The sequence below is a fragment of the Pseudomonas sp. NBRC 111132 genome, from assembly GCF_001320565.1.
Lineage (GTDB): Bacteria > Pseudomonadota > Gammaproteobacteria > Pseudomonadales > Pseudomonadaceae > Aquipseudomonas > Aquipseudomonas putida_P.
The window spans coordinates 26,238-48,867 of sequence record NZ_BCBI01000037.1 but is presented as its reverse complement, the minus strand read 5'-3'; the positions used below and the strand labels follow the sequence as shown (position 1 = coordinate 48,867).

At 59.0% G+C, this 22,630-nt stretch carries 21 protein-coding genes; 11 read left to right on the top strand and 10 right to left on the bottom strand.

The window, feature by feature from the left end; genetic code table 11:
- Position 1: 1 nt before the first annotated feature.
- A complete protein-coding gene (locus APH35_RS17990) occupies positions 2 to 310 on the top strand; it encodes a tetratricopeptide repeat protein (RefSeq protein WP_012269872.1) in 309 nt (102 codons plus the stop codon).
- A gap of 117 nt (positions 311 to 427) precedes the next feature.
- Here APH35_RS17990 and APH35_RS17985 read toward each other — a convergent pair whose 3' ends face one another.
- The gene (locus APH35_RS17985; protein ID WP_012269871.1) at positions 428 to 1,315 is read right to left on the bottom strand and encodes a lysophospholipid acyltransferase; all 888 of its coding nucleotides are present in this window, start codon (positions 1,313 to 1,315) and stop codon (positions 428 to 430) included.
- 41 nt (positions 1,316 to 1,356) lie between these two features.
- A complete protein-coding gene (locus APH35_RS17980; protein ID WP_012269870.1) occupies positions 1,357 to 1,908 on the bottom strand; it encodes a DNA-3-methyladenine glycosylase I in 552 nt (183 codons plus the stop codon).
- Between the two features lie 83 nt (positions 1,909 to 1,991).
- Between APH35_RS17980 and glyQ the strand changes: the two genes are divergently transcribed.
- Genes glyQ through APH35_RS17960 form a run of 4 tightly spaced genes read left to right on the top strand, consistent with a single transcriptional unit; the run spans position 1,992 to position 6,350 of the window.
- Positions 1,992 to 2,939: a glycine--tRNA ligase subunit alpha gene (gene glyQ / locus APH35_RS17975; protein WP_012269869.1), complete on the top strand. Its 948-nt coding sequence runs from the start codon at positions 1,992 to 1,994 to the stop codon at positions 2,937 to 2,939.
- On the top strand, positions 2,936 to 4,987 hold the full coding sequence (gene glyS, locus APH35_RS17970; protein WP_012269868.1) for a glycine--tRNA ligase subunit beta: 2,052 nt from the start codon (positions 2,936 to 2,938) through the stop codon (positions 4,985 to 4,987). The genes glyQ and glyS overlap by 4 nt, the downstream gene beginning before the upstream one ends.
- A 3-nt stretch (positions 4,988 to 4,990) precedes the next feature.
- Complete coding sequence (gmhB, locus tag APH35_RS17965) at positions 4,991 to 5,518, top strand: D-glycero-beta-D-manno-heptose 1,7-bisphosphate 7-phosphatase (protein ID WP_012269867.1); 528 nt, start codon at positions 4,991 to 4,993, stop codon at positions 5,516 to 5,518.
- 46 nt (positions 5,519 to 5,564) lie between these two features.
- Positions 5,565 to 6,350 (top strand): lysophospholipid acyltransferase family protein, encoded by a 786-nt coding sequence (locus tag APH35_RS17960; RefSeq protein WP_012269866.1) that lies wholly within the window; start codon positions 5,565 to 5,567, stop codon positions 6,348 to 6,350.
- 177 nt (positions 6,351 to 6,527) lie between these two features.
- On the opposite strand, the gene APH35_RS17955 is transcribed toward APH35_RS17960, so the two are convergent.
- Both APH35_RS17955 and APH35_RS17950 read right to left on the bottom strand, forming a co-directional pair.
- Positions 6,528 to 8,147 carry an MFS transporter gene (locus APH35_RS17955; RefSeq protein ID WP_060493246.1) on the bottom strand — a complete coding sequence of 540 codons (1,620 nt, stop codon included), beginning with the start codon at positions 8,145 to 8,147 and terminating at the stop codon, positions 6,528 to 6,530.
- Between the two features lie 97 nt (positions 8,148 to 8,244).
- Positions 8,245 to 9,891: a GMC family oxidoreductase gene (locus tag APH35_RS17950; RefSeq protein ID WP_060515213.1), complete on the bottom strand. Its 1,647-nt coding sequence runs from the start codon at positions 9,889 to 9,891 to the stop codon at positions 8,245 to 8,247.
- Between the two features lie 178 nt (positions 9,892 to 10,069).
- On the opposite strand from APH35_RS17950, the gene APH35_RS17945 reads away from it, so the two are divergent.
- Positions 10,070 to 10,957: a LysR family transcriptional regulator gene (locus APH35_RS17945; protein ID WP_012269863.1), complete on the top strand. Its 888-nt coding sequence runs from the start codon at positions 10,070 to 10,072 to the stop codon at positions 10,955 to 10,957.
- On the opposite strand, the gene APH35_RS17940 is transcribed toward APH35_RS17945, so the two are convergent.
- From APH35_RS17940 to APH35_RS17930, 3 genes are read right to left on the bottom strand one after another with little or no spacing between them, the layout of a single operon-like run.
- Positions 10,946 to 11,764 (bottom strand): sulfite exporter TauE/SafE family protein, encoded by an 819-nt coding sequence (locus APH35_RS17940; protein ID WP_012269862.1) that lies wholly within the window; start codon positions 11,762 to 11,764, stop codon positions 10,946 to 10,948. The genes APH35_RS17945 and APH35_RS17940 overlap by 12 nt on opposite strands.
- A complete protein-coding gene (locus tag APH35_RS17935) occupies positions 11,761 to 13,029 on the bottom strand; it encodes an NAD(P)/FAD-dependent oxidoreductase (protein WP_012269861.1) in 1,269 nt (422 codons plus the stop codon). The genes APH35_RS17940 and APH35_RS17935 overlap by 4 nt, the downstream gene beginning before the upstream one ends.
- A 40-nt stretch (positions 13,030 to 13,069) precedes the next feature.
- Entirely contained in the window at positions 13,070 to 13,954 is an 885-nt protein-coding gene (locus APH35_RS17930) for an MBL fold metallo-hydrolase (protein WP_012269860.1), read from the bottom strand.
- 222 nt (positions 13,955 to 14,176) lie between these two features.
- On the opposite strand from APH35_RS17930, the gene APH35_RS17925 reads away from it, so the two are divergent.
- The 5 genes from APH35_RS17925 to APH35_RS17910 all read left to right on the top strand — a co-directional run bounded on the left by APH35_RS17925 (position 14,177) and on the right by APH35_RS17910 (position 19,340).
- The gene (locus APH35_RS17925) at positions 14,177 to 15,469 is read left to right on the top strand and encodes a sigma-54 interaction domain-containing protein (protein WP_012269859.1); all 1,293 of its coding nucleotides are present in this window, start codon (positions 14,177 to 14,179) and stop codon (positions 15,467 to 15,469) included.
- A gap of 129 nt (positions 15,470 to 15,598) precedes the next feature.
- Positions 15,599 to 16,006 (top strand): RcnB family protein, encoded by a 408-nt coding sequence (locus APH35_RS17920; RefSeq protein ID WP_060515212.1) that lies wholly within the window; start codon positions 15,599 to 15,601, stop codon positions 16,004 to 16,006.
- A 736-nt stretch (positions 16,007 to 16,742) separates the two neighbouring features.
- Positions 16,743 to 17,144, top strand: a complete 402-nt coding sequence (locus APH35_RS17915; RefSeq protein ID WP_012269857.1) for a hypothetical protein — start codon at positions 16,743 to 16,745, stop codon at positions 17,142 to 17,144.
- An 81-nt stretch (positions 17,145 to 17,225) separates the two neighbouring features.
- A complete protein-coding gene (locus APH35_RS28440) occupies positions 17,226 to 18,623 on the top strand; it encodes a hypothetical protein (protein ID WP_230491487.1) in 1,398 nt (465 codons plus the stop codon).
- A gap of 189 nt (positions 18,624 to 18,812) precedes the next feature.
- The gene (locus tag APH35_RS17910; protein WP_012269855.1) at positions 18,813 to 19,340 is read left to right on the top strand and encodes a hypothetical protein; all 528 of its coding nucleotides are present in this window, start codon (positions 18,813 to 18,815) and stop codon (positions 19,338 to 19,340) included.
- 101 nt (positions 19,341 to 19,441) lie between these two features.
- Here APH35_RS17910 and APH35_RS17905 read toward each other — a convergent pair whose 3' ends face one another.
- The 3 genes from APH35_RS17905 to APH35_RS17895 form a co-directional block, all read right to left on the bottom strand.
- Positions 19,442 to 19,765, bottom strand: a complete 324-nt coding sequence (locus tag APH35_RS17905) for a hypothetical protein (protein WP_010951457.1) — start codon at positions 19,763 to 19,765, stop codon at positions 19,442 to 19,444.
- A gap of 117 nt (positions 19,766 to 19,882) precedes the next feature.
- On the bottom strand, positions 19,883 to 20,557 hold the full coding sequence (locus APH35_RS17900; RefSeq protein ID WP_003253420.1) for a heavy metal response regulator transcription factor: 675 nt from the start codon (positions 20,555 to 20,557) through the stop codon (positions 19,883 to 19,885).
- 488 nt (positions 20,558 to 21,045) lie between these two features.
- Positions 21,046 to 22,389, bottom strand: a complete 1,344-nt coding sequence (locus tag APH35_RS17895) for an OprD family porin (protein WP_003253422.1) — start codon at positions 22,387 to 22,389, stop codon at positions 21,046 to 21,048.
- Positions 22,390 to 22,630 lie beyond the last annotated feature (241 nt).

Here is a 22,630-nt window from a genome sequence, read left to right as displayed (position 1 = left end):
CATGCGCGAATCGCTGGAGAAGATGCTGGCCAAGGGTGTGGATAACCCGCTGCTCAGGTTTGGGCTGGGCAAGGCTTGGCTGGATGAAGGCAACGGCGTTGAAGCGGCGGTGCACCTGGCGCGCTGTGTTGAGCAGGACCCGAAATATTCCGCAGCATGGAAGCTGCTGGGCAAGGCGTATCAGTTGCAGGGTGACCTGACGGCAGCACGCAAGGCCTGGGAAGACGGAATCGTGGCGGCGCAGGCCCATGGGGACAAGCAGGCCGAGAAAGAGATGACCGTGTTCCTCAAGAAGCTCAACAAGGTCTGAGATTGTCTGGGCTGCTTTGCAGCCCATCGCGACACAAGGCCGCTCCTACAGGTGACCGCGATCCTTTGTAGGAGCGGCCTTGTGTCGCGAAAGGGGCGCAAAGCGCCCCCAAAAATCTCAATACCAGCGCGGCTCGCCAGCCGGTCGCTTCTTGAAGCGCTTCATGCTCCACATGTACTGGCTCGGGTACTCGCGCACATAGCGTTCGACTACCTTGCTCATCGCCGCCGCCGACACGTTGACGTCGGTGCTGTACATCTCCTCGGGCGCCGCCTCCAGAAACACCTTGAAGCCCGAACCATCCGGCAGCCGCAGCGCATGCAGAAACACCCCCACCGCCTTGCCACCCGCCAGCATGTTAGGCACGAACTTGCTGGTCAGCGCCTGGGTGCCGAGAAACGGCACGAACACCCCTGCCGATTCCGCAGGCTCCGGGTCGGCAGGAATGCCCACCTGGCCACCGCGGCGCACTTCCTTGATGACGCTGAGGATGCCTTCCTTGGTCGAAGGCGCCACGCGGTTGCCCATCTGCACGCGCTGCTCACGCAGCAGGTCATCCACCGCCTTCAGCTTTGGCGGGCGGTAGAAGATGATTGGTTTGCACTGGTTACAGTAGAAGTGGTTCAGCACTTCCCAGTTGCCCAGGTGGCTGGTAATACCCACCACGCCCTTGCCCGAGGCCAGGGCCTGCTCCAGCACTTCCAGGCCGTGCACTTCCTTGACCAGCTCCAGCGAACGCTGCGGCGGCCAGATCCAGGCACAGGCACTTTCGACAAAGGATTTGCCGATATCCCGCAGCGCCTGGCCAACCAGCTGCTCACGGGCAACCGGGTCCATCTCGGGGAAACACTTGGCCAGGTTGATCCGCACCACGTTGCGCGAACCGTTGGGGACTTTCCACATCAGCCAGCCAATACCCGCGCCGACGCGCTGTACAGCGCCCCAGGGCAGCTTGGCAAACAGGCGCAGCACCCCGACCATCAGGGCGCCCTTGAACTTTTCCACAGGCGAATTCCTTATTTCAGCAAGGCGCGCATTGTAACCCCTCAGCGCAACAAGGCGGCGTAGCGATCGCAATCGGTGGTGTGGTCCATGACCATGCCGGTGGCCTGCATGAAGGCGTAGCAGATGGTCGGGCCGACAAAGGTGAAGCCGGCTTTCTGCAGGGCCTTGCTCATGGCCGTGGCTTCGTCGGTGACAGCCGGCACTTCGCCGCGCCCCTTGAAGTGGTTGATCTTCGGCTCGCCGCCGACGAACGACCACAGCCATTGCGCAGGGTTATCCACAGCCAGCCAGGCTTGCGCGTTGCGCCGCGCAGCCTTGAGCTTGAGGCGATTGCGAATGATGCCGGCATCTTGCATCAGTTCTTCGATGCGTTCGTCGCTCATGGCGGCCAGTTTCACCGGGTCGAAGCCGTACATCACCTGGCGATATCGTTCGCGTTTGCGCAAAACGGTGATCCACGAAAGCCCGGCCTGGAACCCTTCGAGCAAAAGCATCTCGAAGAGCAACGCCGGGTCACGCTGGGGCGTTCCCCATTCCTGGTCATGGTAGGCCTGGTACAACGGATCGTCGGTACACCAAAAGCAGCGTGGCATAAGGCTCCAATGAGTAGAGGGCGAGGCGAATCAGGTTATACTCCCGCTCTTTACATCCGCATCCCCAGATACAGGTGAATTTCGTGAGCCAGCCTACGCCAGCCGTGCGTACCTTCCAAGACCTGATCCTCGCCCTGCAGAACTACTGGGCAGCTCAAGGTTGTGTGGTGCTTCAGCCCTACGATATGGAAGTAGGCGCCGGCACTTTCCATACCGCCACGTTCCTGCGCGCCGTCGGCCCAGAGACCTGGAACGCCGCCTACGTGCAGCCTAGCCGTCGCCCTGCCGACGGGCGGTATGGCGAAAACCCAAACCGCCTGCAGCACTACTACCAGTTCCAGGTAGTGCTCAAGCCCAACCCGGCCAACTTCCAGGAGCTGTACCTCGGCTCGCTGAAAGCCATCGGCCTGGACCCGCTGGTGCACGACATCCGCTTCGTCGAAGACAACTGGGAATCGCCGACCCTCGGCGCCTGGGGTCTGGGCTGGGAAATCTGGCTGAACGGCATGGAAGTCACCCAGTTCACCTACTTCCAGCAGGTAGGCGGCATCGAGTGCTACCCGGTTACCGGTGAAATCACCTACGGCCTGGAGCGCCTGGCCATGTACATCCAGGGCGTGGACTCGGTGTACGACCTGGTGTGGGCCGACGGCCCGTTCGGCAAAGTCACCTATGGCGATGTGTTCCACCAGAACGAAGTGGAGCAGTCGACCTACAACTTCGAACACGCCAACGTCGACAAGCTGTTCGAACTGTTCGACTTCTACGAAAGCGAAGCCAACCGCCTGATCAAGCTGGACCTGCCGTTGCCGACCTACGAAATGGTCCTGAAGGCCTCACACACCTTCAACCTGCTGGACGCCCGCCGCGCCATCTCGGTAACCGAGCGCCAGCGTTACATCCTGCGTGTACGTACCCTGGCCCGGGACGTGGCGCAAAGCTATCTGCAAGCCCGCGCACGCCTGGGCTTCCCGATGGCCACCCCTGAACTGCGTGACGAAGTGTTGGCTAAGCTGGAGGCTGCACAATGAGTGCTCAAGATTTCCTGGTAGAACTGGGCACCGAAGAGCTGCCACCCAAGGCCCTCGCCAGCCTCGGCGACGCCTTCCTGGCCGGCATCGAGAAAGGCCTGCAGGCCGCTGGCCTGAACTACACCGGCAAGCAGGTGTACGCCGCGCCACGTCGCCTGGCCGTGCTGATCCGCCAGCTGGACGTGCAGCAGCCTGACCGCAGCATCAACATCGACGGCCCGCCCATGCAGGCTGCTTTCAAAGACGGCGAGCCGACCCAGGCAGCCTTGGGCTTTGCCAAGAAGTGCGGCGTAGAGCTGGCCGAAATCGACCAGAGCGGCGCCAAGCTACGCTTCTCCCAGCACATTCCGGGCAAGGCCACCGCCAGCCTGCTGCCGACCATCATCGAGGATTCGCTCAACGACCTGCCGATCCCCAAGCGCATGCGCTGGGCGGCCAGCCGTGAAGAGTTCGTGCGCCCAACCCAATGGTTGGTGATGCTGCTGGGCGACCAGGTGGTCGACTGCACTATCCTGTCGCAGAAGGCCGGCCGTGAATCCCGTGGTCACCGCTTCCACCACCCGGAAAACGTGGTGATCACCACCCCGGCCAACTACGTCGAAGACCTGCGCAAAGCCTACGTGCTGGCGGACTTCGCTGAGCGCCGCGAGCTGATCAGCAAGCGTACCGCCGAGCTTGCCATGCAGCAGGAAGGCACGGCCATCGTGCCGCCGGCGCTGCTGGACGAAGTGACCGCCCTGGTCGAGTGGCCAGTGCCGCTGGTGTGCTCGTTCGAGGAGCGTTTCCTCGAGGTGCCGCAGGAAGCCCTGATTACCACCATGCAGGACAACCAGAAGTACTTCTGCCTGCTGGACAGCGAAGGCAAGCTGCTGCCGCGCTTCATCACCGTGGCCAACGTCGAAAGCCGCGACCCGAAGCAGATCGTGCAAGGCAACGAGAAGGTCGTGCGCCCACGCCTGACCGACGCCGAGTTCTTCTTCAAGCAAGACAAGAAGCAGCCGCTGGAAACCTTCAACGAGCGCCTGAAAAACGTGGTGTTCCAGGCTCAACTGGGCACCGTGTACGACAAGGCCGAGCGTGTTTCCAAGCTGGCTGCCTTCATCGCCCCGCTGATCGGTGGCGACGCCCAGCGTGCCGGCCGTGCGGGCCTGTTGTCCAAGTGCGACCTGGCCACCGAAATGGTCGGCGAATTCCCTGAAATGCAGGGTGTTGCCGGTTACTACTACGCGCTCAACGACGGTGAGCCGCAAGACGTTGCCCTGGCCCTGAACGAGCAGTACATGCCGCGCGGTGCTGGCGCCGAGCTGCCGCAGACCCTCACCGGTGCTGCCGTGGCCATCGCCGACAAGCTCGACACCCTGGTCGGCATCTTCGGCATCGGTATGCTGCCTACCGGCAGCAAGGACCCGTATGCCCTGCGCCGTGCCGCGCTGGGCGTGCTGCGTATCCTGATCGAGAAGCAGCTGGACCTGAACCTGACCGGTGCGGTCGAGTTCGCGGTCAAGCAGTTCGGTGCCAAGGTCAAGGCCGCTGGCCTGGCGGAGCAGGTGCTGGAGTTCATCTTCGACCGCCTGCGTGCGCGTTACGAAGACGAAGGCATCGACGTCGCCACTTACCTGTCGGTACGTGCCCTGCAGCCAGGCTCGGCCCTGGACTTCGACCAGCGCGTGCAGGCCGTGCAGGCCTTCCGCAAGCTGCCGGAAGCCGAAGCCCTGGCCGCGGTGAACAAGCGTGTATCGAACCTGCTGAGCAAGGCTGAAGGCGCCATCGCCGAACAGGTCGAGCCGAAGTACTTCGACAACGCCAACGAGTTCTCCCTGTACTCGGCCATCCAGCAGGCCGATCAGGCCGTGCAACCGATGGCTGCTGCACGCCAGTACAGCGAATCGCTGGCCCGCCTGGCCGCCCTGCGTGACCCGGTCGATGCCTTCTTCGAGGCGGTGATGGTGAACGCCGAAGACGCCAAGGTACGTGCCAACCGTTATGCCCTGCTCAGCCGCCTGCGCGGCCTGTTCCTGGGCGTGGCCGACATTTCGCTGCTGGGGTAAGCCTTGAAACTGCTGATTCTCGACCGTGACGGGGTGATCAACTACGACTCCGACGCCTACATCAAGACGCTGGAAGAGTGGGTGCCGATCCCAGGCTCGGTCGAAGCGATCGCGCAGTTGAGCAAGGCCGGCTGGACGGTGGCTGTGGCCACCAACCAGTCCGGCATTGCCCGTGGCTATTACCCGCTGGCAACCCTCGAAGCCATGCACGCGCGCCTGCGTGCGCTGGTGGCCGAGCAGGGTGGCGAAGTGGGCCACATCGTGTATTGCCCGCACGGGCCAGACGAAGGCTGCGATTGCCGCAAGCCCAAGCCTGGCATGCTGCGGGCGATCGCCGCGCATTACCAGGCCGGCCTTGAAGGCGTCTGGTTCGTCGGCGACAGCAAAGGTGACCTGGAGGCTGCCCTGGCCGTCGGTGCACAGCCCGTGTTGGTGAAAACCGGCAAGGGCGAGCGGACCCTGGAAAAAGGCGTCCCGGAAACTACACTGATTTTCGACGATCTGGCAGCTATCGCCAGAGAACTAATTTAAACAGTGCGCCTTCGGGCGCATTTTTCTCAGGCGGGCATGCCCCGCAATGGTACAAGCCACTATGTCGATCCTGCAGGCGATCAGAATCTTTCTTTTTTACCTGCTGCTGGGCACCAGTTCGCTGCTGTGGTGCTCGCTGAGCTTCTTCATCGCGCCATTCCTGTCGTTCCCCAAGCGCTACAAGTTCATCAACGTGTACTGGTGCCGCTGCGCGCTGTTTCTGGTGCGTACCATCCTGGGTATCGACTACAAGATCACTGGCGCCGAGAACGTACCGGATGAGCCTTGCGTGATTCTGTCCAATCACCAAAGCACCTGGGAAACCTTCTTCCTGTCCCAGTACTTCTCACCGCTTAGCCAGGTGCTCAAGCGCGAGCTGCTGTACGTGCCGTTTTTCGGCTGGGCCATGGCCATGCTGCGGCCGATCGCCATCAACCGCGACAACCCCAAGGAAGCGCTGCGCCAGGTGGCGAGCAAGGGTGACGAGCTGCTCAAGCAGAAAACCTGGGTGCTGATTTTCCCGGAAGGTACACGCGTGCCGTTCGGTACGATCGGCAAGTTCTCCCGCGGCGGCACCGCACTGGCTGTGAATGCCGGGTTGCCGGTGCTGCCAATTGCCCACAACGCCGGCAAGTTCTGGCCGAAGACCGGTTGGGGCAAGCGTGCCGGTACCATCGAGGTGGTCATTGGCGAGCCGATGTACGCCAATGGTACCGGGCCACGTGCTATCGCCGAGCTCAACGACCGCGCTGCGGCGTGGAACGAGGCAACCCAGCGGGCCATGGGCTCGCTGCCACCAGCTGCGGAAAAGCCCCAGGAGCAGATGGCCTGATCATCTGTGGATAACTTGTGAGCAATTTTTCCATCAAATGCTTAAAGTGATCTCTAAGTGTTTGAATTATCTGTTTATTTCTGTGCATTACATTTTCTTGAAAATCGTGCATAAGTTTTTTCGAGGCATAAAAAAACCGGCTTTTACAGCCGGTTTTTTTATGGCATGCAGACAGCATCAGACTTTGTCGATATCGACGTCCTTGGTTTCTTTCAGGCAGAAGATCCCCACCACCAGACTGATACCGGTCACCAGCACCGGGTACCACAGCCCGTAGAAGATATCCCCGGTATAGACCACCAGCGCGAACGATACGGTCGGCAGGAAGCCACCGAACCAGCCATTGCCTATGTGATAGGGCAGCGACATCGAGGTGTAGCGGATACGGGTCGGGAACAGCTCGACCATCACCGCCGCCAACGGGCCATAGGTCATGGTCGCGATCAGGATCATCGCCACGATCAGCACCACCACCATCACCTGGTTGACCTGCTCAGGGTCGGCCTTGGCCGGGTAGCCCGCCTGCTCGATTGCAGAGCGCATGGCGGTTTCGTCGAAGCCGTTGATGGTCTTTTCACCAATGTTCACCACCACATCGCTGCCGGCCACGCTTACCGAGCTGTACGGCAGGCCCTGCTTCACCAGGAAGGTCTTGACCTTGTCGCACGGGCTGTCGAAACGTGCCTTGCCCACGGGGTCGAACTGGAAGGTGCAGCTTTGCGGGTCGGCGGTAACCACGATCGGCGCCTGACGGCTGGCGGCGTCAATCTGTGGGTTGGCGTAATGGCTCAGGGCCTTGAACAGCGGGAAGTACAGCACCGTGGCCAACAGCAGGCCGAGCATCAGGATCGGCTTTCGGCCGATGCGGTCCGACAGCCAGCCAAAGAACACGAAGAATGGCGCACCGATCACCACACTGATAATCAACAGGGTGTTGGCTTGGGCGGGGTCCATCTTCAGCATCTGAGTCATGAAGAACAGCACGTAGAACTGTGCCGTGTAAAAGGTCACGGCTTGGCCGGCGTTGATGCTGAACAGTGCGGTGAGCACCACTTTCAGGTTTGGCCAGGAAGTGAACGACTCACGGATCGGCGACTTGCTGATCTTGCCCTGGGCCTTCATTTTCACGAACGCAGGCGATTCGTGCATGCTCATGCGGATCCAGGTGGAAATGGCCAGTAGCACGATCGACAGCAGGAACGGCAGGCGCCAGCCCCAGGTTTCGAACTGGTCACCACTGATGTAGCGGCTGCCCAGTACCACCAGCAGCGACAGCAACAGACCCAAGGTTGCAGTGGATTGGATGAAACCGGTGTGGAAGCCACGCTTGCCGGGGGGCGCATGCTCGGCCACGTAAGTGGCCGCACCGCCATATTCGCCGCCCAGCGCCAGCCCCTGCAACATGCGCAGGATTACCAGAATGATCGGTGCGGCAATGCCAATGCTGGCGTAGGTAGGCAACAACCCCACCGCGAAAGTGGACAGGCCCATCAGCACGATGGTGACCAGGAAGGTGTACTTGCGCCCGATCATGTCACCCAGGCGGCCGAACACCAGCGCGCCAAAGGGCCGTACCAGAAAGCCCGCAGCAAAGGCCATCAGGGCGAAGATGAAGGCCGTGGTGTCGTTCACCCCAGCGAAGAATTGCTTGCTGATGACCGCTGCCAGCGCACCATAGAGAAAAAAGTCATACCACTCGAAAACCGTCCCGAGGGATGACGCGAAAATGATCTTGCGCTCTTCACGGCGGCTGGAGCTGCTGGCCGCCGCACCCTGCTCTTGGATGTAATCCGACATCGTTGCTGTCCTCGGCCCTTAGGCCACAGTGATTATTCTTGTTGTTCCACTGTCGGCAGCTTTCGACCGCAAGCCGCCGGTACTGCACACACCCGGGTCAGGGCGTCGGTAACGCGTCTTCGTTCAAGTAGGTCTGGGTAGCAGCTCCTTTGAGGATCAGTTGCGCCGCCTTCTCGGCGATCATCAGGGTGGGGGAACAGGTATTGCCGGAGGTGATCTGCGGCATGATCGAGGCATCTGCCACGCGCAGGCCGGGGATGCCGTGTACGCGCAGCTGGTTATCCACAACATCCATGGCACCATTGCCCATGCGGCAGGTACCGACCGGGTGGAAGATGGTGGTGCCGATCTTGCCAGCAGCGTCGAACAGCTCCTCCTCGGATTGCAGGGCCGGGCCCGGCAGGTATTCCTTAGGCTCGAACGCCGCCAGGGCAGGGGCCTGGACGATGCGCCGGGTGAGGCGGATGGCATCGGCGGCGACACGCAGGTCTTGCGGGTCGCTGAGGTAGTTGGGGTTGATCAGCGGCGTACTGTTCATGTCAGTGCTGCAGATATCGATACGCCCACGGCTGGCCGGGCGCAGGTTGCATACCGAAGCAGTAAAGGCCGGGAACTGATGCAACGGTTCGCCGAAACGCTCCAGTGATAGCGGCTGCACGTGGTACTGCAGGTTGGCGGTGGCCTGGTCGGTGCTGGAACGCACGAAGGCGCCCAGCTGGCTTGGCGCCATGGCCAGTGGACCGCTGCGGTCGTAGAGGTAGCGCAGGCCCATGCCCATCTTGCCCCAAAGGCTGTTGGCCATCTGGTTCAAGGTGCGGGTATTGCGGATCTGGTAGATCAGCCGAAGTTGCAGGTGGTCCTGCAGGTTGCCACCAACGCCAGGCATGTCGTGCCGAACGCCAATCCCCAAGGTTTCCAGCAACTGACGCGGGCCAATGCCGGAGCGCTGCAAGATTCCGGGCGAGCCGACCGCACCCGCACAGAGGATGATTTCACGGCGCGCCGCAAACTCATGCCAGGCGCCTTGCCAAAACGCTTTCACGGCCCGCGCGCGGGTGTTGTTGAGCAGTACCTGTTCAACCTGAACGCCGGTCATCACCGTGAGGTTGGCGCGGTCCTTGATAGGCCGCAGGAAAGCTTTGGAGGCATTCCAGCGCACGCCGCTACGCTGGTTGACCTGAAAGTATCCACAGCCCTCGTTGTCGCCGGTGTTGAAGTCATCGACCTTGCCGATACCGCTTTGCTCGGCGGCATCGCGGAAAGCATCGAGAATTGGCCAGCTGTAGCGCTGGCGCTCGACTCGCCATTCGCCGTCAGCGCCATGGTGCTCGCTGGCGCCGGCAAAGTGGTTCTCGCTGGCCTTGAACAGCGGCAGCACGTCTTTCCAGGCCCAGCCATCGTTGCCTTGCTCAGCCCACTGGTCATAGTCGGCGGCCTGGCCACGCATGTAGATCATGCCGTTGATCGAAGAACAACCACCTAGCACCTTGCCCCGTGGGTAACCCAGTGCGCGACCGCCCAGGCCAGGCTGTGCCTCGGTCCTGAAGCACCAGTCGGTGCGTGGGTTGCCGATGCAGTAGAGGTAACCGACGGGAATGTGGATCCAGGGATAGTTGTCGCGACCACCTGCCTCCAGCAGCAGCACGCGGCAGGAAGGATCGGCGGACAAACGATTGGCCAGCAGGCAACCGGCAGGACCGGCACCAACGACCACGTAGTCGAAGACAGAATCGGCTGATGGCATGTGCAACCTCGGGCCTGATTATTATTCTTGTCCCGATCCATCTTAGTGAGTAATTTCGTGGAGGGAACACGAGATTTCACGCAGCCGCTGTGCGTTTTAGCACAGCGGTAAGCCTGTACCGGCCGTTTCGCGGGCATGCCCAGGATACGGCCGAGACGAACTGCCAAAAAGGATCAGCATGTTCGACTGGAACGATCTGCGGTTTTTCCTCGAGTTACAGCGCAGCGGCCGCCTGCTTACCGCCGCCAAGCGCCTGAACACCACCCACAGCACCGTGGCCCGGCACATCGAGAGCATCGAGCAGAGCCTGGGCACCGCGCTGTTCGTGCAGCATGCCCAGGGTTACGAGTTAACCCCCTCGGGCCAAGCCTTGCTCAAGCATGCCGAAGCCATGGAGAACGTCGCCCTGCTGGCGCAGGAAGAAATCACTCAGGCCATCACGCCGCTGGGCAAGATTCGCCTGGGGGTGACCGAAGGCATCGGCATCATGTTCTTCACCCCACGCATGAATGCGTTGTTCGAGCGTTACCCTGGCCTTGAAGTGGAACTGGTGGCCGTACCGCGTTTCGTCAGCATCCTCAACCGCGAGGCGGAGATCAGCATCCACCTGGAGCGGCCCAACGCCGATCTGCTGATCACTCGCAAACTCACCGATTATCGCCTGGCGCTGTACGCCAGCCAGGACTATTTGCACCGCGCGCCACCACTGCGCAACCGCGAAGACCTGGCCCGGCACAGCTGGATCGGCTACGTCGACGACTTGCTGTTCAGCCAGGAGTTGCTGTTTCTCAACAGCTTCTGCCGGGCACCCAACGTGGTGTTTCGCAGCACCAGCGTGATCGCCCAGCAAGCCGCCGCCCGCGCCGGGCTGGGCATCGCCGTGCTGCCCAACTACATGGCTCGCCACGACCCGACACTGGTACGCGTGCTGCCTGGCGAAACCATCCAGCGCAGTTACTGGATCTGCACCCGTCGCGAGCTGCATAAATCGGTGCGCCTGCGGGTGGTGTGGGACTATTTGCTGGCGCTGTGCGCGGCGCAGCAGGATGAGCTGCTAGCCCAATAGCGACTTGCCAGCCAGCAGCAAGGCCGCCGTCCAACCTGCCACTGCAAACATCTGCTGTAAGCGCGGCCCTGCCAGCCTGGCAGCCAAAGGCCGCGCCAACAGCAGGCCAAGTACCGCGCCGACGGCAAACGGGGCACCGACCTGCCAGTGCATGACGCCCGCCAGGCTGGCGCTGACCACGCTGCCAGTGGAGACCAGGGCGATCACCGCCAGCGAGGTGGACACGATACTGGCCATGCGCAGGTTGGTGTAGCGGTTCAGGGCCGGGATGATGACAAACCCACCGCCCACCCCCAGCAGGCCGGACAACAACCCGGACAAGGCACCCGTGAATGCCAATGCGCGTGCACAGGGTAGGGTCCAGCGCAAACGGCCCTGCAACGGATTCAGCACACATGGCTCGATGTAACGATGGGCATCATTGGCTTCGCCGCGCAATTCTTTGGCCGCCTTGCGCCAGATACGCAGGCAGGCATAAACCAGCACCCCGGCGAACACCAACTGCAATGGTGTATTGGGCAGACGGTGCGCCAGCATCAGCCCGAAGGGTGCCGCCGCTACACCGACCAGCGCAATGAACAATGCCGCCCGGTAACGCACCAAGCCTTGGCGCAAGCCCAGCACAGCGCCCACTGCCGCCGCCAGGCCCACGGCCAGCAAGCCGACCGGTGCCGCTTCGACCATCGACAAGCCCAGACCGAACACCAGCAAGGGTACTGCGAGAATGCCGCCACCTGCGCCAGTCAACGCCAACACCGCGCCGATGATCGCGCCCAAGCCCGCCCCCAGTAATTGATGCTCGATCACTGCCCACCCTCGGCGACCAGTTGCGGGCGTGCCAACCACTCGCGGCCCTTGAGCATGCCTTGCCAGTACAACGGTGGTAGCGCCTGGGCCTTGAGCAACCAGGCCAGGCGAGTCGGCTTGCGCCCATCCAGCAACCAGCTTGGAAAGCTCGGTGCCAGCTTGCCGCCATAGGTGAATTCGGCCAGAACGATCTTGCCGCGCTCGACGGTAAGTGGACACGAGCCGTAGCCGTCGTACTGGGCCAGGCTCGGCAATCGACCCAATGCTACCAGCACATTGTTGGCCACCACGGGTGCTTGCTTGCGGGCAGCCGCAGCGGTTTTGGCGTTGCTGGTGTTGGCCACGTCTCCAAGGGCGTGCACATTGGTGTACTTGCGATGGCGCAGGGTATGCGGGTCGACATCGACCCAGCCGGTGCTATCGGCCAAAGGGCTTTCGCGAATGAAGTCTGGCGCCACCTGTGGTGGAACCACATGGAGCATGTCGAAGCTTTCGATGCGGGTTTCGCTGCTGCCATCGGCCAGGGTACGCACGAAGGTAGCACGCTTGTTCGGGCCGTCCACGGCGACCAGACGGTGCGAAAAATTAAGGTCGACGGCGTACTTTTCGATGTACTTCATCAGCGCGGGCACATAGTCCGCTACGCCGAACAACACAGCCCCCGCATTGAAGAAGCTGGCTTTCACTGCGCCCAGATAGCCATGGCGTAGCCAGTGGTCGCAAGACAGGTACAGCGCCTTCTGCGGTGCTCCGGCGCACTTGATCGGCATGGGCGGCTGGCTGAACACGGCATGGCCTTGCTTGAGCTTCTGCACCAGCTCCCAGGTATAGGGCGCCAGGTCGTAACGATAGTTGGAGGTGACGCCGTTACGGCCCAGGGTCTCGCTGAGCCCATCGATGGCCGCCCAGTCCAGCTTCAGGCCGGGGCAAACTATCAGCTGTTCGTAACTGATGGAGCGGCCACCTTCGAGCATGACCAACTGGCTCAACGGATCGAAACCCTCTACCCGCGCCTTGACCCAGCGCACACCACGCGGAATGGTCGAGGCCATGGTGCGGGCGGTGCTCGGTGCCTTGAACACACCGGCACCGACCATGGTCCAGCCGGGCTGGTAGTAATGCACCTCGGCAGGGTCGATCAAAGCCACATCCAACGACGGATCGCGGCTGATCAGGCTGGAGGCGGTGGCGATACCGGCGGCACCGGCACCGACGATGACCACCTTGTGGTGGTCGGTATTGGCAGGGGACAACAAGGCAGGCATGGCGGTAAATCCTGAAAATCTGGTTATGGGGGCAGGGCGGTTACAGCTTGTTCAGCGGGATCTTCAAATAGCTCACGCCGTTTGCTTCCGGCGCGGGGAGCTGGCCGCTGCGCATGTTCACCTGCACCGAGGGCAGGATAAGCACCGGCATGTCGAGGGTCTTGTCGCGGGCTTCGCGCATGGCAACGAAGCTGTCCTCATCGATACCCTGGTGGATGTGGATGTTGTGGGCGCGCTGCTCTGCCACGGTGGTGACGTACTGCATGTCGCGGCCACCTGGCAGGTAGTCGTGGCACATGAACAGCCGGGTCTGGTCGGGGAACGCCAGCAGGCGACGAATCGAGCGGTACAAAGTACGGGCGTCGGCGCCTGGGAAATCACAACGGGCTGTGCCGTAGTCGGGCATGAACAAGGTGTCGCCGACGAACACTGCGATCTCGCCGGCGTCCTCGATCATGAAGCTCATGCATGCAGGCGTATGCCCCGGCGTATGCAGCGCACGGGCATGCAGGTTGCCAATGCGGAAACCTTCCTCGTCTTCAAGCAGCACATCGAACTGGCTGCCGTCACGGGCGAAGCCAGGCTCGGCATTGAACAAGGCACCGAACACCTTCTGCACTTGGGTGATGTGCGCGCCGATAGCGGTATGGCCGCCGAGCTTTTCCTTGAGGTAGGCAGCCGCTGAAAGATGATCGGCGTGTACATGGGTTTCCAGCACCCAACGCACGCTGGCGTTCAGCTCGCTCACGCGCTCGATCAGGCGATCCGCCGATGCGCTGCAGGTGCGCCCGGACTTGGGGTCATAATCCAGCACGCTGTCGATCAAGGCGCATTGCCGGGTTTCACGGTCCATGACCAAGTAGCTGATGGTCGAGGTCGCCTCGTCGAAAAAGGCGTCCACGTGAAGGTTGTTACCGATGATCATCACGTTCTCCAATTTATCCGCCCCGCCTTGTACAGGCGTAGGCAGTGACAGGAGGTTTATCAAGATGCATGCCAGGCTTTTTGCTGCGCATGGGCCAATGAAACGGGCCGGTTGCTGACAGCTGTTGGCATGACTGGCAGTGAAGGTGGCAGTCGACTGTCAGCCAATGGCAGTGTTTGGCAGTCCTTGTTACCCTGCATCGGTCATCCAAACGGTGCCGTCATGCCTGAAGCCCATCCCCTCATCCTAGCTCTGGTTTCCTACCTTGAGCACGATGCCCTGCCGACCATCGTGCTGGACACCGACTACAACATCCTCGCCGCCAATGCGGCCTATCGTCGCCAGTTCGGCCGGCATGATCAGGCGCCGTTGGGCGAGAAGTGCCACAAGGTCTCGCATCACTATGCCGTACCGTGCGACCAGGCTGGCGAGCATTGCCCGATGCGCAAGGCGTGGGACAGCAAGGTACCGGAGCGGGTGTTGCACATTCATCACACACCACGCGGCCCCGAGCACGTCGACGTCGAGTTGCGGCCAATCCTGGATGAACAGGGCAGGGTGGTGGCCTTTGTCGAACGCCTGACCACCATCACCCTCGCCTCGGCACAGCCCCAGGAGCAAGGTTTGGTCGGCCGCGCGCCAACCTTCAAGGCCGCCTTGGCCAGCCTGCAACGTGCGGCACCCGCGCAGATTCCGGTATTGCTGCAGGGTGAGTCGGGCACCGGCAAGGAACTGTTCGCGCGCGCGCTACACATGGGCAGCCCACGGGCCAACGGGCCGCTGGTGGTGGTCGACTGCACTGGTTTGACCGAATCCTTGTTCGAAAGTGAGCTGTTCGGTTACGAGAAAGGTGCGTTCACCGGTGCCCACCAACGCAAGATCGGCCTGGCAGAGGCGGCCCATGGCGGCACCTTGTTTCTCGACGAAATCGGTGAAGTACCCCTGGCGATGCAGGTGAAGCTGCTGCGCCTGATCGAGTCTGGCAGCTTCCGCCCGGTTGGCAGCTTGCGCACGGTGCATTCAGATTTCCGACTGGTATCGGCCACCCACAAGCCGCTCAAGCAAATGGTCGCGGATGGCACCTTCCGTGAAGACCTGTATTACCGTATCAGCGGCTTCCCGATTCGCCTGCCTGCGCTGCGCGAGCGGGTGGAAGATCTACCACTGCTTGCGCAGAGCCTGCTGCAGCGCATGGCTGGCAAGCCAACGCCCAGGCTGAGTGACGATGCCTTGCAGCAACTTGGGCTGCATCCGTTTCCGGGCAATATCCGAGAGCTGCGCAACATACTGGAAAGGGCGCGGCTGTTTGCCGATGACGGGCTGATCAGGCCTGAGCACTTTCCGGCAGATATCGGGCCGGCGGGGGCGATCACAACGGGTAGCCGTCGCAATGATTTGGGGGCGTTGGCGCAGGCGTTGGAGCAGTTCAAGGGTTCGCGTAGCGAACTGGCCAGTCATCTTGGTATGAGTGAACGCACGCTGTATCGCCGACTGAAGGCGCTCGGCTTGAACTGAGGGGACGACTGACTTTACCGGACCTTTACCTGCGTCCTGACATTAAACCGGCAAAATCGTGGTCTGATCAGTTAACCGAATCTGGCAGTCAGTGCTGGCCAGGCGATAACAGGCAGAGGACCGCATCAAATGAAAAAAACCCTAACCGTGATCTGTGCCGCGCTCGTGCTCAGCGCACCACTGGCCAGCTTCGCGCAGCCAGGCCCACCCGACCGGCATGATGGCGGCCCATCGCACCAGGGCAATCCGCCACATGGTCAGCCGCAGCAACAGGGTCGCCATGACAATGGCCGGGGTCCTGCTTACCGTGATCCGAACTTCCGCCCACAACAAGGCATGCCGGTGCCTCATCAGCAATGGCAGCGTGGTCACGCAGTCGATCCACATTACCGGGGTGACCGTTACTGGGTGACCGACTGGAAAGCGCGCCACCTGTATGCGCCGCCACGTGATCATCGTTGGTTGTATGTGAATGGCGACTATGTGCTGGTGGCGATTGCCAGCGGTGTGATCGTGAATATTCTCAGCGGTTACTGATAAATCGCAGGCACTAAAAAGCCCGCATCAGCGGGCTTTTTAGTGTCTGGCGAATTACACCTTGTAGGTTCACAAAATAGGTGATAGGCCAGACCCCGTGAAATTGGAATCTTCGCCATTTTTTTTGTGAAATGAAGGGGTGCTTTTCACAGAAAAGCCGAGAAATCCCTACTCACCAATCACAAAAGTTGATTGGCCTGGAAAGGGCCGTTTACGACCGACGCGTGACTTTTCGGTAAGGGATGAGGAGTAGTCGCAGCGATCCTTTAGCTCCTAGTCTGGCGACCTTGGGTTCAGAATCCGACTGGCAATGCCCGCCGTCACTACTTCAGAGGAACCAGCTTCCTCTGCTGCCAAAATTGCGGGGGGCTCATGCTGGTACCCAGGCCCGACAAATGCGCAGTTGCAGCCCTCAATTGCAAGGCTATCCAAAGCGGCACGCGTGTCAATCAAGATCTGATGCATGACGATGGCCGGCCTCACGGAGGTGAAACCGGAGATTCAGATTGACTAAACCGACCCCGTAGACACCAACCTCCACGAAGGCCGCTATCGACCCAAAGCTGTCCTTCAAGAAAGGCAGCTAACGGCGAGAAGCGGTCATTTTGTATCTACAGGTTTCGGGGCGATTCACTCGTCTGATGCTCAGGAGCACCAGGATGGGCGTCAAGGAGGTGGTCATCTTGAGGTGGACTATGCTGACCAGTTGCTCTCAAATCTAATCGTGAGGTCCTCCATGGCAAACCCCAATCTGCTGGCTCTATTCAGAGATGAAGTCCTTCTGACCGGGCCTGAAAGCTCCCTTCCAAGCAACCTATCTCAGTTCTGGCTTGAGGAGCTCCAGAGTCATCTGGAGAGGTATTTCGACGGTTTGAACTCGGATTCAGATGCAGAAGAGAAGGATCTCGACATCTCTCTCCCACTCGCAGCGATCATCCACATCTTGTTCGCGAAGAATGGTGGGGAGGAGATATCCGAGAGCTCTGAAAAGCTGTACGAGTATTTCCAAGACTACCGGCTCGAACTGGCCCTTGAAGAGATCACGCGAAAGACTCATGTGGCTGCCGAGGCTGCAACCATTGAGACCATCTTCACCAACCGAGATGTCCTGGTGGAACAAGGCCCCCTTCTTCAATAGGTACCTCCACCGATGCCATCGCCGGCGGGCACGCTCCGAGGCATTGATGGAATGCATTTTGACGGCTGCCGAGATCAGCGAATGAAAGAAATTGCTGCGCCGATGTTCGATCTAATCGCTTTGTCGCTTCCACGAGGGTTGGGGTTTGGGGACAGCCCGCCAGTAGGGGCATGGCTTAGTGAGGACGGAATTTCTTGTGCCGCTCTAACCCGAAATATCCATGCCGGCAGCTTCGGAATTGTCACCTTGCGGCGTCGTGTCGATAGCGTGTGGGTGCTCCTCAGCCATAGTGAGCGCACCACTGGCGAGTCTGAAGCCCGCGCCTCAATCAGCCATTTTCTCTATACCCAAGCCCATCCGCTACCACTCCCTTCAGGTGAACGACGACGTGCTCCTCTAAGCAGAATGGGTAAGCGCACACCAAGCGTGGTGTTCAAATCACTATTTGATCCAAGCCGCCGTATTGGGGCGTGGGCGCTGAATCAACTGTATCTCGCACTGCCATCCCCAGACAGAAATTGGGTTCCCGATTGCCAGACTGAGAATTTTCACACCCGCCTCTGGGAAGCCCACCTATTAGCGATTTTTCGTGAACAGGGACTCTTGGTCACCCAGCCTAAAGAATCACCCGATTTTCACATCGAGAATAGGCTGGGAGATGAGGCCTGGGTTGAAGCAGTGACAGCCAACCCGGAAGAGCGGTATGAGCATTTTGGCGCCTCGCCGGTCCCCCCACCCGCTGACCGACATGAGCGTTTCTTAGGAGCGGCTGCAGAAAGGTTTGCGAGGACCATCCAAAACAAATTGGACAAGCGTTACGAATCCCTACCGCACGTGGAGGGTAAGCCGCTCATTCTGGCCTTAGCCGATTTCCATGCGCCCAGTTCAATGCTGTGGAGCAGGGAGTCGCTCATCAGCTATCTCTATGGCTTTGCAGTTCACTCATCTGCGCATCGTGGTACGCACCTGATAACTGTGGAGGAAGAGACATCTCTGCTATCAGGGCGCCCCAACGGCCTATTTACGCTAATGGAAAATGCCCATCTTTCAGCGGTCATTTTCACCAATGCCTGCACAGTGCCAAAGCTCAGCCGAGTGCCGATCTCAGGTGGAGCTCATCTAGACGGGTACCGATACTTGCGGTTTGGTGAGTTTTTCGACCGTTCTCCGGGAGCATCACGAGGTATCCCATTTCTGTTGGATGTAGCGTCCAGCGACTACGGTCAGCTCTGGCCGCAATATGGCTACGAGCCGTGGTCTGCTGAAGTGGAGGTATTCCATAACCCTATGGCACTATACCCGGTGCCTAATGAGTTGATACCAGAAGTCACCCACTGGAGAGAAGTAAACGGAAGAGTCGAGTGCGAATCTTTCTTTGATGTATCCATACTCCGATCCAGAACACTCGTCCTCAGTGCAAACGCTAAGGTTCCGTCACTCGATGAGTTGCTGACAGCAGCCAGTCCTCCAGAGCTCTGACGGCGGCGGGGTGGCCGCATCGTTGCCACGCAGGTAGATGAGAATTTCTCAGCAAGCTACCCAGCCAGGGGAAGGACATGAGATCCCCTGCGCAATTCAGGACCGTTGAAGCGTCACCTCTCTTCGGGTAAAAGCATGACCGTCATACAACGCTACAACAGCGTCATACCCGAGAGCATAGGAAGAAAAATGTCGATCCAAGGACTAAAACGATACTTTGGAAACAAGATTCACGCAGTGATAATGATGGCCCCGCTTAAGCGGGAAATGATACGCCTCGGCATATGCACCCTTATGGCGATTATTCTGAATATCATCTTGTATACCGGCGTTGAAGTAGACGGCACCATCAAGCCGTGGGCAGAAACCCCGATAAAACTGTTTGCATCGTCGATGTTATTCGCCTTCATGATCAAGGCTTTTCTGCCAGTTCTCGGCTGGACGATACTGAAAGCAATGCTGTTGAGTGCGAACAATGCCTTCAGCGGCATACTGAGTTTTTTGGGCAATCAGTTCACAGGCGTCATGTACTGTACCGGAATTATTATGGGTTCTATCACGATTAAATTGTATATGGTTTCCGGGGTTTTAGACTCTGAGTTTGCTTATCTGTCCGCAATCGTATTTGCTTCCGGGGTTTTATATTTCTATGTGCTGCAATGCGCCATTCAAAAAACAATGAGTCCGGCCCTGCGTACACCAGCAGTACCGCGTTAAACCACTAGGCTGTGACTATTCATCTCTGGTGCTCAGTAGGCGCTCGCTCTGCTGAACCCTCACCCATACACAACCATTAATGGACTGGCCCGCCTTCGACTTTATGAAGAAGGCGAGCGAGCACGTGACTGATTGCGCATGTATTCCGAGATGAGACTTTCGAAATTGATGTCCGCCTCCTCAACGAGAATATTGACGTGACAGTACAGCTCTTCAGGACCTCTGAGATAATTGAAAATCCTTGATCTAACGATGCCGCAAACCCCTTCTTTGACCGCCGTAGAGGGGAGGTTGATAACATCGCCAACGCACGGGATAAGAGCTAGGCCATGGTCGCTGTTGAAGACAATGTCAGCTGGACAGGCATCAATGCTGGCATCGGATTGTCCTTGCGAAACCTGCTGATAATCAATGCTATACCTCATGTACAGCCTACCTCATTTGTTGAGTGAGGAATCAGCGCCGCGGATCGTAAACAGAAACCTCAAGTTCGCAAGCGACGGGAGCATGTAGCGGATTTTCGGTACTAGAGAGCTTGGCAACTATCGTTTTTCAAGCACATACCCTACGCCCCGAAGCGTATGTATCAGTTTGGTCTCGAAAGGGTCATCTATCTTGGCTCTGAGTCTTCGAATCGACACCTCTACAACGTTTGTGTCGCAGTCAAAATTCATATCCCAAACCTGCGAAATAATTTGGGTGCGGCTCAGCACCACACCGGTATTACGCATCAGGTAATGCAGTAACGCGAATTCTTTCGTGGTCAGGTCAATGCGCTGACCGTCCCTGAATGCCCTGTGCCGGCTCTGATCAAGCTCCAGGTCAGCGACGCGAATGACCTCTACGGATGCAGGGTGATCTGACCTGCGCATCAAGGCGCGAACCCGGGCCAGCAGCTCAGGGAACTCAAATGGCTTGATCAGGTAGTCATCTGCTCCGTTCTCCAGCCCCCGGACCTTATCCGCCAGCCGGCTTCTCGCCGTCAGCATCATGATACGGGAAGGGCAGTTTTTACGACGCAACAACTCAAGGACCTGCCAACCGTCCATCTCTGGCAGATTTATATCCAGGATAATCAGCTCATATTCGTGCTGCTTAGCCAAGAATAATCCATCTGACCCGGTGTGGACGCAATCTACGACATAGCCACATTCCGTCAGACCTTGACGCACATACTCCGCAGTTTTTACTTCATCCTCAATTACCAGAATTCGCATGGGATTTTGTCTCGATATCACTGAGCAATTAACCGCGCACGCGCGCCGGCATTATTGAAAGGGATGGTAAATCAAAATGAGCGTGCCGGGGCTCAAATGACGGATTTGTAATTTCTAGGTAATACAGTTGATAGTCTGGCGGTATATCTTGTCGCGGTTTGGGTTTGACAGTTGCGGGCCCTCTCTCCAGCAGGTGATTTGACCTTATGAAGTATTGGGTTATTTTCTTCTTTGTGCTGGCTTCGTTCCGCTCAGATGACGGCGAGGTCGCTCACATTGAAGAGACTGGTCATTGGTGTAGTCATGAACTTCACCGGCATGCGATGCGTACAATCGAACGCCTACTTGAATTTTAGGCAAAAAAAGGCGCCCAATGGGCGCCAAATATCCACCTTTTACCAAAGGAGCACTTAAGCCACTCAAGGTGAATTCGTAATGCTCGTTTTACTAATAGGACCAGTTAATGAATAACTGGTCCAGTTAGCGAATTACAGAATCGAAAGCGGGTACTCAATGATCACACGGGTTTCATCCAGATCCGATTCGAATGCAGTGGCACGTGTGGTTGCCTGGCGCAACCGGAAGGACAGATCTTTTGCTGGACCGGTTTGGACAACGTATTTGACTTCGACGTCACGCTCCCAACGCTTCTGATTGTCGAGCGGGTTGCCGTTGTCATCAGTGCGCATGTAGAACTGGTTAGCGTTCGAGTAATCCGCGCCCGAGCCTCTGGCGTAGCGGGTCATGAACGTCAGGCCTGGAATGCCGTAGCTGGTGAAGTTCAGGTCATAGCGCAGCATCCAGGAACGCTCTTTCGGCGAGTTGAAGTCGCTGTACTGGATGGAGTTGTCGACGAAAATCGAGTCCGACTGACGCAGGTAGTCAAAATCGTCGTCGCCGTTGTTGCGCTGGTGCGACAGGGCTAGGGTATGGGCACCGTAACGCACGCCGACCTTGGCACTCCAGATGTTGTTGTCGAATTCACCCAGGCGCTTCTTACCTTCATCTACGGCTTTGTAGTAGTTGAAGCCACCGATCAGCGCCAGATCGTCGCTCAGCGGGTAAACCACGCTGGTGCCGGCGTAGTACTGATTCCAGACGTCTTTCAGCTGGCTGGCGTAGACGCTCACAGTCCAGTTGTCGTTGATCGAGTAGTCACCGCCACCGTAACCGATCCATGGCGAGTTGACCGGGCCGCCGTAGAACGTCACGAAGTTGTCGTTCAGGTTGCTTGAGACCGGCTGGCTCATCGCATGCAGACGACCACCCTGCAGGGTGAGGCCTTGGATGCTGGTGTTCTCAACGGTCACGCCGCGGAAGCTTTCTGGCAGCAGGCGAGAGTCGCCGGATGCAACGACCGGAGTCGATGGGAAAACATCACCTACTTTCACGATGGTATCGAACAAGCGGACTTTGGCTGCGCCGCCGACCTTGGTGTATTCGTCGCGAGCTTCGCCCTTGTTATCAACGGGTAGCACGTCGAAGGAGCTACGGCCGCCGTTGCGCCCATCACCGGTGTCGAGCTTGAGGCCGATCATGGCGAAGGCATCAACGCCAAAGCCAACGGTTCCCTGGGTAAACCCAGAGTTGAATTTGCTGATGATCGCGTGCGCCCAGGCTTCGGAGTAGCCGTTGGTGTTGCCCTTGCCACTGTTATAAGTGGGGGCAGTGCTGTCGCGGTTATCACGGTTGAAGTAGAAGTTACGGTTCAGCACTGTAAGGCTGCTGCCTTCAATGAAGCCTTCTGGCTTGTCTTCTGCCTGTGCCGAAATAGCATAGCTTCCAGACAGCGCAGAAACTGCCGCCAAATACAGTGGTACTTTGATTTTCATCCGATGCTCCTTTGATTCACGGCAGTTTTTATTATGTTTACCGGCGCGGGTGTCGTTAATTGTTCTGACCAGGCGGCGCGCCTAGCGTAGCGCGAGCTCATATTTGCAGGCCGAAGATAACGGGGGGGTGATAGGAAAATTACAATTTCGTCATCTACCTGTTGTTCGGGCCTTCGCACCGCGTGTTTGCCATCTCCGTTGCTTGTAACGAAATCATCGTGTCGGGTTTGGTTTCCCAGTA

What these genes read in the sequence shown, in the direction of transcription:
- APH35_RS17990 (WP_012269872.1), top strand. Translation starts at nt 2, where the DNA reads ATGCGCGAATCGCTGGAGAAGATGCTGGCCAAGGGTGTGGATAACCCG.
- APH35_RS17980 (WP_012269870.1), bottom strand. Translation starts at nt 1,908, where the DNA reads ATGCCACGCTGCTTTTGGTGTACCGACGATCCGTTGTACCAGGCCTAC.
- glyS (WP_012269868.1), top strand. Translation starts at nt 2,936, where the DNA reads ATGAGTGCTCAAGATTTCCTGGTAGAACTGGGCACCGAAGAGCTGCCA.
- APH35_RS17960 (WP_012269866.1), top strand. Translation starts at nt 5,565, where the DNA reads ATGGTACAAGCCACTATGTCGATCCTGCAGGCGATCAGAATCTTTCTT.
- APH35_RS17955 (WP_060493246.1), bottom strand. Translation starts at nt 8,147, where the DNA reads ATGTCGGATTACATCCAAGAGCAGGGTGCGGCGGCCAGCAGCTCCAGC.
- APH35_RS17950 (WP_060515213.1), bottom strand. Translation starts at nt 9,891, where the DNA reads ATGCCATCAGCCGATTCTGTCTTCGACTACGTGGTCGTTGGTGCCGGT.
- APH35_RS17945 (WP_012269863.1), top strand. Translation starts at nt 10,070, where the DNA reads ATGTTCGACTGGAACGATCTGCGGTTTTTCCTCGAGTTACAGCGCAGC.
- APH35_RS17935 (WP_012269861.1), bottom strand. Translation starts at nt 13,029, where the DNA reads ATGCCTGCCTTGTTGTCCCCTGCCAATACCGACCACCACAAGGTGGTC.
- APH35_RS17930 (WP_012269860.1), bottom strand. Translation starts at nt 13,954, where the DNA reads ATGATCATCGGTAACAACCTTCACGTGGACGCCTTTTTCGACGAGGCG.
- APH35_RS17925 (WP_012269859.1), top strand. Translation starts at nt 14,177, where the DNA reads ATGCCTGAAGCCCATCCCCTCATCCTAGCTCTGGTTTCCTACCTTGAG.
- APH35_RS17920 (WP_060515212.1), top strand. Translation starts at nt 15,599, where the DNA reads ATGAAAAAAACCCTAACCGTGATCTGTGCCGCGCTCGTGCTCAGCGCA.
- APH35_RS17915 (WP_012269857.1), top strand. Translation starts at nt 16,743, where the DNA reads ATGGCAAACCCCAATCTGCTGGCTCTATTCAGAGATGAAGTCCTTCTG.
- APH35_RS28440 (WP_230491487.1), top strand. Translation starts at nt 17,226, where the DNA reads ATGAAAGAAATTGCTGCGCCGATGTTCGATCTAATCGCTTTGTCGCTT.
- APH35_RS17910 (WP_012269855.1), top strand. Translation starts at nt 18,813, where the DNA reads ATGTCGATCCAAGGACTAAAACGATACTTTGGAAACAAGATTCACGCA.
- APH35_RS17905 (WP_010951457.1), bottom strand. Translation starts at nt 19,765, where the DNA reads ATGAGGTATAGCATTGATTATCAGCAGGTTTCGCAAGGACAATCCGAT.
- APH35_RS17900 (WP_003253420.1), bottom strand. Translation starts at nt 20,557, where the DNA reads ATGCGAATTCTGGTAATTGAGGATGAAGTAAAAACTGCGGAGTATGTG.
- APH35_RS17895 (WP_003253422.1), bottom strand. Translation starts at nt 22,389, where the DNA reads ATGAAAATCAAAGTACCACTGTATTTGGCGGCAGTTTCTGCGCTGTCT.